The sequence below is a fragment of the Paenibacillus marchantiophytorum genome, from assembly GCF_014640555.1.
Classification (GTDB): domain Bacteria; phylum Bacillota; class Bacilli; order Paenibacillales; family NBRC-103111; genus Paenibacillus_E; species Paenibacillus_E marchantiophytorum.
In genome coordinates, this window is the sequence record NZ_BMHE01000089.1 from 1 (window position 1) to 12,879 (window position 12,879).

Below are 12,879 nucleotides of genomic sequence, written 5' to 3' on the forward strand. Positions count from 1 at the left end.
ATTTGAAATTTTGATTATTTGCTTACACTTGTCATGAAATGAAATCGATGTATACGTAGAAAATATGTACAATGCAACAGGCTGCCGAATAAGCCAGCAGCCTGTTATTATTGAGCTATAGTTCTCTCAATAGCTTAATAGCAAAGTTTCATCTAACCTTATACAACCTTGTCCTAGTCAATTCAATTTTATTATCAACTTCCCTGGTAACCTCAATATCCAGATTGTCTTTATCGAAAAATCTAAGTAGTTTAGACGTTTCCACTCTAATCTCTTCCCATATCGGATTACTGTTCAATTGATCAAAATCGGTGAAAAAATCCAACTCTTGTTCACCGCTTTTCTCATCAAGGAATTTGTCATAATCATCTATTTTCTGTAATTGGTTGTCTGTGAAAAGCCCTATATCGAAGTAATAATCAGCCATGCCGAGATTATAATGGTTTTCGAATTCAATAATCATATCGTCCCCTACGTGTCCGTAGCCCATAATGTATTTTTGCTTTTCAGCTGGAGAAGACAACGTAACTAACGACTTAATCAGCTCATCGTAATGATACTGAACGATATCTTTTTCCATTTACAATCGCTCCTTACATGTAACGTCAACCAATTGTACTCTTTGAATGTTGAATCGATTCATCAGACTCTCATTTTAACACATATTGGTAGTATCCTGCCCGTTAGTTGAGAAAACGGCAGTTCTTATGCCGGCTGCCGCTTTCCTCACGTTTTTGAGATATCGTGTCCCGTTACCACATTATTACTCAGTCTACTGTTTGTCGGCAATCGGACAATGTTCTTGTCATTGGCAAAAGTCAAGAACTAGATCAGATAACTAAAAAAGCCCGCGGTTTACGCGGACTTCATTCAGATAATGTTCTTATTCTGATGAGTAAGTGAAGTTTTAGACTGACTATAAAATGGAATAGCGGAAGTCCAAGACTTGAAAAATAAAGTCTTAGACTGCCGCTGTCTTTATTCAACTAACGTTACTAGTTAGCGTAATGACTAACCGAGTAACCTAAGCTTATCTTCAATCGAGCTTTTACTATCCTCATCCCATACGACAGATATTTCAAAAGTTCCCTTTTCGAAAAATAATGGCAATCTACGTTTAAACCATGACTGCATCGGTAATTTTATAGCTTCGTCTATATCTACCCAGTGCAACTCACCTTCAGGTGGATTAGATAGTAATTCCCCTTCAAAATTTTTAACCAGATAATTGAAGACCATATATCTGTAATTCGTTTTAGGCACGACATATTCGTCTATTCCTTTGAAAATCAAGTCCTCTGGCTTAGCACTTAGTCCTGTTTCTTCTCTAAGCTCACGTACAGCTCCTTCGGTTAAACTTTCAGGGAAATCAACTTTTCCTCCAGGACCGATATACCCTGGGAATCCCAGTTTGTCAGGTCGATTTAATAATAATATCTTGTTTTCATCTTGTACTAAGCACATTGTATATAATCCGCATTCATTCTTAATCGACATTTTCTTCCTCCAATAATCTTGTAGTAATTGGTAATTCTATATTGTTATCTACTTTCCTTTAAACCATAGTAAACCGCCCATTAGTTGAGAAAAGGCAACCGGTCCAATAGGCTCGGCTACCTTCTCTTGTTATTATTGAACTATCGTTCACCGATAGCTTAACATAGCTGAAATCTATTCGATCGGAAGTGAGATCATGTTTCTGTCATTGGCTCGTGACAAAAGACAAGAAATTGATCCTATCTCATTCCCGACTTGGAAAAAACAAAAAACCAGCGGATCAAAACGCTGGTTTTCCAAAAGAGCAACCATTTAAAATGTTTAAATTTTAATTATTCGCTTTCTTTGTACAATTGTTTGGCCGATTGTTTCAATAAATTTAAAACATATCCAAAGAAAAAGATTGTTATTTATGACAGCCATTTTATACGTGGGATACCTTGCATGAATCAATGATTTATGTAGTTCATCTATTTCTCCTTTATCATTCATTAATAAAATAGTATCTTGGTTTTCTTTCACAATCTCATAGATTCTATATGCAGTGAAAATATTTAAATCACTATAATATACATCTTGCGCTGGTGTCACATAAGACAAGAATCTGCACATCCTTTCTTTTTGCAAAATGGATCACTTAGACGAGCTTACTGAAAATGTACTATACACATTACTAAAGTAGCATATATTTGAGAAAAGGCAACCAATTCACTGGACTGCTGCCTCTTTATATTATTGATTGAACTATCTTCACCGTTAGTTGAGCGATATTCCTAGTTTTTCAAATGGAAGTTCAAATAGATCTAAGTATATTCTCTTTAATTATAACAGATATTGGAATCATCCTGCTAGGAAGTTCTATAATTGATCTGGAAAACTGCATATAATGCTAATTTACAACCTTGATCTTCTGAACTATATTCAAAAGCTGATCCTTATTTTTACATGCCTTTATTAGAAGATTGGGGTCAGTCGTTGGTTCCTTTTCACCATCTATTGGTGAAAAAAAAGATGCCTTGGTTGCCCCGTTCGATACAAGAAATGAAGTCGTTTCTGCGTCACAACTAGAGAGAAAATATCCTAAAAGGGTATACGTCAGATATGAAAAATGATAATCCCCGTTGAAATCGACGCCATGACTATGCATAAGTTTTGCAACTTCGTAGTAATGCTTGTCAAGTGCATAAACAATTGGGGTTATACCTCCCTCTTCTGTCCCAAAACGAAGGCTAGGGTCAGCTCCATTTTCAAGCAAGACCTTAGCAATATCTATTCGACCAGCAGCAAGTGCAATACCTAATGGTGTTCCATTGTAACCATCAATGCCCGACAGGTTAACATTGACATCTGTCGTTTTTAGCAACTGTAGAATATCCTTTGGGTCCGGTAATTTCAAAAGCTTTAGAGTCGCTTTGTCAGATTCAGTTGCATACGGTTCTAGATATTTACGAATATCACTAAGTTTATGTTCACTATCTCTCCATGAGTTTTCCAAGTAGCCTGCAGCCAGATATGGGGTATATGATTTTGTCTTCAGTTTTGGATCTGCCCCGATATTAATTAGTTCTTTTACCATTTTTAAATCCCCGGATTTAATTGACGCGATTAATGGAGTTTCCTCACTATCTTTCGTCTGAATATCTGGAGTTTGGCCACACATTGCAAACATATTGATGATATCGACACGTCCATTAGACGCAGCCATAAAAGCATTGTAGACTATATTCTTTTCGGTAATGCTGTAACCGTTATCCGATATTATGATGTCCTTACAATTATAGAGTTGCAGAGGATCATCATATTTATATGAGGTAATTTTATCAAATTCTAAGGTATTTAGACCAAAGTTGTAATGATACTGCGCAGAACCGTAGAAAATACTGGGTTTAAAACCTACACGGAAATCTCGTATCAAAGCCTCCCCTTGAACTTTAGAACCGTGGAATGCATTAAATCCAAGATAGCCTAATTTTTTATTTGCAATCAGACTTACCAAATCAGTCGGCGCATTTTTAGCCGTCAGTTCCTTCAGAGCATATCCTGGAGAATGGAGCTCCTTCATAACTAATTTGCCATTCTCGCGGGTTAATGTGCTCAGTAAGGAATCTCCTCCTGACCCACCACTTTCTTCGTCAAGAATCAAAGCATATTTACCTTGAGAGCTCATCTGAACAAAATGTCCACTACTCATTTCAAGTTTCTTTTCTATTTTTTCACCAGTATCTAACGTAATCGTATATGACTTTTTATTAGGATCTTCAGCATTGACAACAGCTGCTGCATTCACGGTTTTACCATCCAACGTAACCCTAAAGGTTTCGTCCTTAGGCAAACCCTCTGATGTACGAGTAGTTGAACTACTAACGCCTTGATTTCTGACGGGTTCCGTACCAGAATTCCCATCTGAAGCAGCGATAGTTGAGGAAGTCTGTTGCGAGGTGCTACCCACTTCTTTGGATTTGCACCCTGTGAATAGCAAGGAAAGCGAGATTGCACAAATCATCATGTTTAGCATATGTCTTGACATTGTCCATGAACCCTCCGATTAGATATCTAACTTTGCAAGTATTATTTTAACACATATTGGAAGTATCCTGCCCGTTAGTTTACTGCCTTTCCAAGTCTAGCAGATGGGATTTTTCTATTCATTTTATACACGCAAAACCCGATAAATTTAGTATAATTACTAGAGAAACACAGAGCGGAGGAATGATGGTGAACCGGGAAAATAGAAATAAGCTGCGATGGATTGGCGCAGTTCTTTTGGTTGCCCTCTTGGTTAATTTGTATCAGCCGGCAGCTTATGCACTTACAACAGTAGGACACGTGATTACAGGCCAGCCCTCATCCATTTATGGCGAGTCGGTGCAACTTACTTCCGTTGTGACAGACGGTGCTTTAGGCGGGGCGACACCAGCTGGGAGCATCACGTTCTACGATGGGGGCACATTGATTGGAGGACCGCAGGAGCTCGTTGCTTCAGAGCCGGAGGTGGTTCATAAGAGCTCAGGGCTTGCTCCGGTGCAAGCTGGAAAAAAATTCACTTGCTCGGACTGTCCTGTTATTCAGTGGGGCGGAATGAGTTATTGGGCGTACAGCGATACGAATAATAATTTAATTGTTTATTTGTATGGGTATGATGAGAATAACACTTTGGTAAAATCTTGGCAGCTTTCGGGGAATCGTTACGTTACGGATATAACAGTAGATAACATCGCTAAGACTGTTACGTTAGTAGGACAAGACAATGTGCTAACGACACGTACTTGGGAGCAGCTTGAAAATTTTAATGCTCACGCCTCTATGTCCTTTTCCGGCCTAGGAGTCGGTACACATACGATTACAGCTAGTTATTCAGGCGGAGACGGTATACATAATCCACAGTCGTCTACCTTTGTACATACGGTTAATACGATTCAAACCAATACCACTCTTACCTCAAATGCCGGACTCATATACGTTGGCGAGCCGATTACCTTCACGGCGACAGTAGCCAATACGAGTGGTAATCAGGTCATGCCAGGGGGAACGGTCACCTTCCGAGAAGGCAGCAATGTACTGGGAACTGCGAGTGTTAACGGAAGCGGAGTCGCGACCTTCATGACGTCGTCACTGCCGGTTAGCGGTTATTCCGTCACTGCGACTTATGATGGCGATGGTCAGCATCAAGGCAGCACGTCTAGTAGTTTGTCGCAATCCGTCCTAGGTATCCCGACCGTAGTAGGGGTCAGCGTTAGTCCTGGAAGCACGACATACGGGAACTCAGTGACGTTGACGGCAACTGTGACGAATGGCATGGCAAGCATCTTTGGACCGACAGGAACCGTGACGTTCAAGGAGGGCTCGACTGTACTTGGCACAGGGACGTTGAGTTCAGGAACAGCAACATGGACGGCGCCTACTTTAGAAGTGGGAACCCATTCGATCACAGCACATTACGGCGGAAGTCTTACACATGTTGCCAATAGCTCTAGCTCCATTCCCGTGGTCGTCAATCTGATCCCTACGTCATCAACTTTGACGGTTTCAGGAGCGACAGACGCAGCTTCCACCTACGGAACTTCATTGACATTAAGAGCATCCGTAACGAATACCATTAATAGCCCAATTACACCAGATGGTATCGTAACTTTCAAAGATGGTTCAACCACATTAGGGACTGCCATACTTAATTCAGGAACGGCTGAATGGTCGGTGCCCGATCGTTTATCAACGGGGTCCCACTCTTTTAAAGCGGAGTACGGCGGAGACAGCAACCATGCCGTGAGTCCATCAGCTGCAGTCGGGCATACCGTTAACAAAGCAAGTACATCGACAACCCTATCATCATCGGGTGGGATTTCTGTCGGTGAAACGACGACTTTAACAGCACAGGTAACAAATACATTAAATCCTAGCATCAAGCCTACAGGCACAGTTACTTTTAAAAACAACGGTGTCGACTTGCAAACGCCAGTCCAACTAAATAGCAGTGGCACTGCGGTGCTTGCCACTCATGATCTGCCGGTTGGCGAACTCGTCATTACGGCGGAATATAGCGGTGATGGCAATCATGTCACGAGTGCCTCACAGCCAATTACCCAGCCTGTATCCAAAGCACCGGTTATTGTTCAGCTGTCTGTGGCACCGCAATTAGAGCAAAGCATATACGGACACACAGTTAGCGTAATGGTGCAGGTCGTTAACGCAGGCAGCGGTGGGTCAGTTCCAACGGGGACGGTAACACTCTCAGGTACAGGCGGATTCAGTAATTGGCCGGGTGCTTTAACGCTGACGAACGGGACAGCGACTTGGGAGACCGAGCAGCTTGCTGTTGGCACGCATACGGTCGTCGCAAGTTACTTAGGGGACGGCGGGCACCTTAATGGGGTGTCAACCAGCAGCAGTCTGCAGATTAAACCAATCCCTGTTACTGTCGTAGTTACCGCTTCAGTAACGGAGGCTGTTTATTATGGAACTCCCCTTACATTTACCGCACATGTGACCAATACGAATGGAGAGTCGCAGATTCCTGCTGGCCATATTGTTTTTAGTGGCGGCAACTTACTAGACACTCCAATACATCTTGACTCGGCAGGAACTGCTTTTATCACTTCAGCAGCGCTGCTACCTGGAACTTACCCTATTCAGGTTGCGTACGTTCCTGACCTGCTGCATGAAGCACAGACGTCAGCCCCGATCACCCAAGTCATCAAACCGAATACCCAAGGGACTGTACTCATTTTGAATGATCCGAGTGGAACTTTCCAGCTTGGAGAACCTATTCAATTCTCCGTATCCGTAGGAGACTTAATCGGCGACCTGACGCAGCCCGGCTACATTTCGTTGAAAGAGAATGGCACTGAACGGGCGAGGGTAACGACCGATGTGTACGGGAATGCAGATATCAGCTTAACAGGCGTTAGCTCTGGCACGCACCAATATACAGCGCTGTACGAAAGAAGTGGCCTCACAGATGGCACGGAGTCCCATCCGGTGACAGTTGTTGTGCGGCCTGCTTTCGCGCAGCTTGTGCTCACAGGTGATGCCTATAGCAAAGTACTGCCAACATCCAAACCGTGGATCGCAGCTGTTGTTCATGGCGCTAACTCAGCATTTACTTTTCGAGCAACTTCTATGGAAGCCGGTACTAGCACCGAGTTGAAGCGGATGGATCCGCAGAGCGGCCAGCTAGGCGCAGCCATCGAGGTGACGAACGGACAGAGTGAACCTGTATCGTTCGTGGAAGGCTTGAACCGATTCCAAGTAAAAGTAGTTAGCTTGGACGGGACAGCTTCGAACGCACATATCGTGTCCCTCTTTTATCAAAAAGAGGAGAAGCTGTGGGACATTACCAATGTTCTCGCGGTATTGCCATTGGGGTATGATATGGATGGAAATAGAACATTTGATAAAGCGGACATCATTGCATTATTGAAGTTAATTGAGCCGCTTTCCGCGGAATCGCTGCGACCTTAAACTAAACATTGGGGGTATGTGAACAAGGCATTTCCTTTGTAGTTAACTACTACAGGGAATGCCTTTTTTGTCGTTAGGCCCGCGCCTATTGCCAAAGGGAACTGGGGAGGCTGTCGATTCATAGTGAGCAACTTGGAATAGTGCTCGAAATGTGCCGTCCCTTTTATAAGATTAGTTCTTACAAGGGAGAAAGTCTCGTTCAGAAGCACTAAATGTCCAAGTTGGCGGCATTGCCACACCGCCTTTCTATAAGAGTTTCTCGCAATATTATCCATCTGTGAATACCTTTGCAGTAATATGATCCATTGAGTTAAACTGCCCGTTAACGTAATGGAGGCTGCCGATCATGCCGGCAGCCTTCCATTGGTGTGTTTATTGATCAAACGTTCCCCGATAGTTTAACGGCATATGATTAGAGACTTGTTATTCCAAAAATAAACTTCAAAGCGTTCCGACTTTTCTTACTAATTTTAAAGCCTTGTTTTAAGTCTAAAATTAATACGGATTTACAAATCCAAATCCTTAAATATACCGAACGGAATTGAACTGGTCCTATGATGCCTTTCTCCTCACATTCAGTTCCATTGTCTAATTCCGTTTCAGTTCGAATAAACCATCTATTGCCTAAGCCGAATTCTATATACTTCAGAATCCTCACCCCATGAAGTTTTGATCTCTAATAATTCTATATTGAATTTTACTAATCCTTCCTAAGTATAATCGCCCATTAAATCAACAAAAATCAAAAGAGGAACCGCTTATGCAGCTCCTCCTTGTCATTGTTCATCACAATATTAACCCCTTTTAATGCATCATATAAACATATCATAAATCAGCAAATAACATATTGTAATATGTTGCTAAAGAACAGTTACTATTCTGCCCGTCTCTTAATTTTCTGGTGAACATAAAGTTAACGAAAATCAGTGTCAACTTCGATTACTCCAATTGATAGACCTAGCTTTTCAAATGGAAGTTCAAATAGGTCTAGTTCGTTTTCCTTTACTTTAAAAAATGAGGCTACAATGAGATATCGAATGCCTCTTGAAACAATAATGGTTACCTTTCTATCTTTTAAAGGTTCACCTAATTTGTTATTTAAATAAAGGATTTCTTCATTCGTTGCTTCATCAAGCATAATTTCATCTAAAAAACGAGGTAATTCAATGTATCTAATATCAAAAAACATGATATCTATATTTTTGGGGTTTTCCTTGCTTTTGGGGCTACGAATAAGAAGTTCTCCATGACTCACCCTGTAAAACCAAAATTGAAATTTTCTGTCTTTAATCTCTTGCATATTTTCACTCTCCGCTCCCAGGTATCGTTCTGCGTTAGTTCAACACGCCCCCTTACTCCCACCGCTACCCATACAAATCTATACTTATTCCGTTCTTCTGCTCGTTCGGGACGAGGCAGCCGGTTTATTTCGGCTGCCTCGTTGTTGTCTGTATTAAACTATCGTTCTACGTTGTGAACGGTCAACTGTTATATGGCAATAAAATAATCTTTATCGCGAAACATGATGGACATGAAATAATTCTTTCAATCTTGTGTGCAAACATAATGGGAACATCCTGAACCGTAAGAAAATGATAACCACACTCTGGACAAGGTACTTTATCGGTTGAATTTGAAGCGAGTATCTTCCCAGCCTCAATCCACTTCGGGGTACTTCTCTTTTTCCAAAATGGGATATACATCGGCTGTATTCTTTCGATATTCTTCAGTTGTTGATTTAATTCCCAAACCTCAGGTTTTGATTGTTCATAAAACCACGTCGCTCCTGCGCTCATCCATTTATTTCTGTAACTCTCAAACGTGTGACCCTCGTGGATATCATCAAATCCAAATTCAAAAGCGCAACAGTGACAAATTTCAAACGATTCATTACCATCTGCATCATATGGTGCTTGTTGTAACTCATCATATCCGCAAACAGGGCATATATGTTTCATAATCCCCTCACCTGTAAATCAAATTTCCTTAATTTAACCTTGGATAACAGACCGTTACTTCAATGAAAACAGGGAGCAACTGCAGCGGCAATTCTCCCTCTTTCACTATCGTTATCGTTTTCCGTTAGTTTTGTTCCCCAACTGTTCCTCGCCTTATTTACTCTTTTAGATAGGAATCAATCGGCCCAAAATCTCCGCAAGAAATTATTAGCTCAGCACTGTTGGGCATTGAGAAAAAGCCCATTTTTTGGGAAATATATCCTTTCTCGCTGGGATCAACGTGTACATGATAGCCGTTTGTAACTACGGCATCCATACTCTTCACCCCTATAAATGAAAATAAGCATATGTCTCATTTTATCACAAATGAGCGTTGAACTAAGCTGCCCGTTGACGTAAAGAAAACGGCTTCGCCGCCCTGAGAGATCAGCCTCTGAGTAGCGACAAAACCTGTTAAGGGAACTAGAGGACGCTATATAGGCAACTAGCAGGGATGCTATGGGATTAGCGGAACTACAGGGTCTTATTTCCACGAAAAACGCTGAATTTGCCTTGAAACAGCAAAATAGCGGACTGTAGTTCCCTCACCCCCGCGATATGGATACTTTTGGCTAAAATAGCGGACTGTAGTTCCCTCCCTCTGTTCGCACAAGGCGGCTGGAGTAACTCCGCGCTCACTCCATAACATATAAACTCTTATATTTGGACAAAGGGCTGCCACACGGCAGCCCTTCTCATTTTAGGCATTCTTCCGCGTGGAATGGTTTTCATCACACTTTACGAACCGCGAACCAGAGTTCGATATAATTGAGGTCGTCTTTAGCACCGTACATTTCGAACTCTACCCCGTCCACCTGCTCATATCCTGCAGTCGGGAGCCACTCGGTGTAAAAGCGTTTGTATAGCGTTTCGATCGTCGCGCCGAACTGATTCCATGGATGCGGCTCCGACGGGAAGATCGCCCATGTATGTGCGGGAATATTCACCGTAGTGTAACCGTCCGTGTTACTCCCTTCTCTTTTGAAAGCGCACAGCATGTACGGGAACGTGTCCAATCCGGTCTTCCGGTAGCTGCATACGGCATGTACGGCATGCAAATCCTGGCTGACGAACGCTGGCAAATCGCCTGCACATGTTTCAAGCCTCTTCACGTCGCTATTCGCAAGGCTCTGCTCCCACAGCTTCGCCGGTGTCTGCGGCGCCTCCCCGCCCCCGTCTACGCGGAATACACCTTCAATACCGAACACTTCAAAACTTTCCTTCGTTTCGATTCGATAATTCATTGCCATTGCCCCTTTAATTGTGATAAGGAAGGATAGACGGGGATAAGCTTTAAGCGCAATCCCCTCCTGACGGGCCATGGCTGGCGTGATGCCGTGAAGTGAATTGAACGCTCGCGCGAAAGAGATTGGCGACTCATAGCCGTACTTCAGCGCGACATCGATCACCTTCGCCGCCCCACCGTGCTGTAGCTCCAACGCGGCAAGCGTCAGTCGTCTCCGCCGAATGTACTCCGCCAACGTCACGTCAGTAATAAACGAGAACATCCGTTGGAACTGATATGACGAACAGCAGGCCATGTGGGCCGCTTCCCTCAATTTGATCTCTCCAGTCAGGTTTGCTTCAATATAGTCTATCGCTCGATTCATCCTCTCCAACCACTCCATCTTAGTCCCTCCTCTCAAATTCAATTATAGGCGCGACGGAAAATAGGTTCGCAACATTTTGTGCCAAAATAAGTTACTACTCATCATATGTTTCGAAGTATGCTGCCACTTTACTTCAAAGAAAAGCGAACAACTGCCTGCAGCGGCGATCTGCTCCCTGTTTTGTCTAAACTAACCTACCCGTAGTTGCATTATTATTACCAATTGATTACACTCACAAATCTTTCAATTGCAACAGCAACACCATCGTTATCATTTGAATCGGTTACGTGGGCTGCACAATTTTTCAGTTCAATTATCCCGTTCTCCATTGCGATCGGAAATCCACACATTTGGAATAGTCCTAAATCGTTAAAATCATCCCCGAATACCATTACATTTTCTGACTTCACACCGACATCATTAAGCACCCCTTGCACGGCTTCTTCCTTTGATGCTGATTTATGCATGATTTGAACCAATACCCCTCCATCGGTTGCGATTACGTTCACATGGTCGCCGAATTGCTCTATTAAATCCCTCCATGTGCTGCAACCTTGAACCAATATTTTGGTTGGGGAGAGTGCATTAATAAAATCGTTATCAATAACCTGGGGTTTCGGATCATTCGAACGAAGACCGAATTGAGCACGCTGCGAGTCGGGAACTGGTCTACACGCATACCACGAATCATTAACCTCGTATGAAATTAACGATTGAGGAGCATGTAACTCGATGAATTTACTAATCTGTTGGCTAATCTCATTTGGGATACTAATGTGCCGCTGAGTTTGCTTAGACTTGCATGTTATTAGTGCACCATTGTAATAAACAAAGTAGTCTACAAATGGAAAATTCTCTACAAATTGATTCGCCGCTCTAGGCGGTCGCGCCGTGGCAACTATAATATGAATTCCAGACTCATAACATCTTTTAACAGTCTGATAATTTCTAGGTGATATGCATTTGTCACTGCCGAGCAATGTTCCGTCCAAGTCTAATACAATTGCCTGTATGTCTGACATCTGTATCTCTCCTCACAAATAATTCCTCCAACTATAACCTAATTTCAGGAGAGATGATAGGCTCAATATTTGAATTAATCTGCCGATTTCACCGGTTTCGGAGTAAAGCAAGAAACCGACATCCGCCCTCAAATAAAGGGCGCGATGTCGGCTTTAAACTTAACGGCCAAACTCTTTTTCGATTATTTTATTGTGAGCCGGCGTCACTTTCTTGGCAAGCTTCAGGGACCGTTCCCCAATCGACTGTTGTCGGCGCCTCGGCATAGTAGGGCTGGTTACCGATCATAATCTGTCGACCTGTAAGCGTACCCGTCGGCAAATCCCAACCTGCTACGTACTTCAGAAATGTGTTTTTCCTTAAAAAAGGATATACCATAAAATAATAGTATTATCCCGTTAAACAGCGGAAGAAAATGCAATCCATTCTTGTCAGGATGTTTCAGGTATTAACTTGCATACACAAATACTACAACAGAAGCCAATAGTCCAATTTTTCAAAATATATTAATTTTTTTGAGCATAAACATCTTTCTTCCTTCCTTACTTACGTCAATTTCACTTCATGAAGCATATATTTAATGTCTAGTCCACACAAACACCAAAACGGAAATACCAATTGTCGCAAATAATGTTGCTATAATCCTCTGCATCACAAAATAAGCTTTTGGTGGAGACCGTCGATTAACATTCTGCATCCAGCCCTCCCACTTCCCAATTAGCAAATTTTGTGGAAATTCTTAAAATTTACGTATGCGAGTCCTCATTTTGTTTCCCCAACAGGTGTTTAACCTGCCG

12 protein-coding genes are annotated in these 12,879 nt (G+C 42.4%); 1 reads left to right on the forward strand and 11 read right to left on the reverse strand.

From position 1 onward, the window contains the following. Window positions 1-148: 148 nt before the first annotated feature. From IEY34_RS35275 to IEY34_RS35290, 4 genes are all read right to left on the reverse strand, one after another. Window positions 149-580: a hypothetical protein gene (locus IEY34_RS35275; RefSeq protein WP_189020818.1), complete on the reverse strand. Its 432-nt coding sequence runs from the start codon at window positions 578-580 to the stop codon at window positions 149-151. A gap of 431 nt (window positions 581-1,011) precedes the next feature. Next, window positions 1,012-1,497 (reverse strand): 8-oxo-dGTP diphosphatase, encoded by a 486-nt coding sequence (locus tag IEY34_RS35280; RefSeq protein ID WP_189020820.1) that lies wholly within the window; start codon window positions 1,495-1,497, stop codon window positions 1,012-1,014. A gap of 321 nt (window positions 1,498-1,818) precedes the next feature. Beyond that, a complete protein-coding gene (locus tag IEY34_RS35285) occupies window positions 1,819-2,097 on the reverse strand; it encodes a hypothetical protein (protein WP_189020822.1) in 279 nt (92 codons plus the stop codon). Window positions 2,098-2,386: 289 nt separating this feature from the next. Then, the gene (locus IEY34_RS35290; protein ID WP_189020824.1) at window positions 2,387-4,024 is read right to left on the reverse strand and encodes an ankyrin repeat domain-containing protein; all 1,638 of its coding nucleotides are present in this window, start codon (window positions 4,022-4,024) and stop codon (window positions 2,387-2,389) included. 182 nt (window positions 4,025-4,206) lie between these two features. On the opposite strand from IEY34_RS35290, the gene IEY34_RS35295 reads away from it, so the two are divergent. Continuing rightward, window positions 4,207-7,455: an Ig-like domain-containing protein gene (locus IEY34_RS35295; RefSeq protein ID WP_189020826.1), complete on the forward strand. Its 3,249-nt coding sequence runs from the start codon at window positions 4,207-4,209 to the stop codon at window positions 7,453-7,455. Between the two features lie 412 nt (window positions 7,456-7,867). On the opposite strand, the gene IEY34_RS35300 is transcribed toward IEY34_RS35295, so the two are convergent. From IEY34_RS35300 to IEY34_RS37445, 7 genes are all read right to left on the reverse strand, one after another. Beyond that, complete coding sequence (locus tag IEY34_RS35300; RefSeq protein ID WP_189020836.1) at window positions 7,868-8,104, reverse strand: DUF3977 family protein; 237 nt, start codon at window positions 8,102-8,104, stop codon at window positions 7,868-7,870. Between the two features lie 264 nt (window positions 8,105-8,368). Beyond that, on the reverse strand, window positions 8,369-8,755 hold the full coding sequence (locus IEY34_RS35305) for a hypothetical protein (protein WP_189020828.1): 387 nt from the start codon (window positions 8,753-8,755) through the stop codon (window positions 8,369-8,371). 181 nt (window positions 8,756-8,936) lie between these two features. Continuing rightward, on the reverse strand, window positions 8,937-9,413 hold the full coding sequence (locus tag IEY34_RS35310; RefSeq protein WP_189020830.1) for a hypothetical protein: 477 nt from the start codon (window positions 9,411-9,413) through the stop codon (window positions 8,937-8,939). A 157-nt stretch (window positions 9,414-9,570) separates the two neighbouring features. Next, entirely contained in the window at window positions 9,571-9,729 is a 159-nt protein-coding gene (locus IEY34_RS35315; RefSeq protein WP_189020832.1) for a hypothetical protein, read from the reverse strand. Between the two features lie 454 nt (window positions 9,730-10,183). After that, window positions 10,184-11,080: an AraC family transcriptional regulator gene (locus IEY34_RS35320; protein WP_189020838.1), complete on the reverse strand. Its 897-nt coding sequence runs from the start codon at window positions 11,078-11,080 to the stop codon at window positions 10,184-10,186. Window positions 11,081-11,277: 197 nt separating this feature from the next. Next, window positions 11,278-12,084 carry an HAD family hydrolase gene (locus tag IEY34_RS35325; protein WP_189020834.1) on the reverse strand — a complete coding sequence of 269 codons (807 nt, stop codon included), beginning with the start codon at window positions 12,082-12,084 and terminating at the stop codon, window positions 11,278-11,280. A 187-nt stretch (window positions 12,085-12,271) separates the two neighbouring features. Then, complete coding sequence (locus IEY34_RS37445; protein WP_268240223.1) at window positions 12,272-12,403, reverse strand: hypothetical protein; 132 nt, start codon at window positions 12,401-12,403, stop codon at window positions 12,272-12,274. Window positions 12,404-12,879 lie beyond the last annotated feature (476 nt).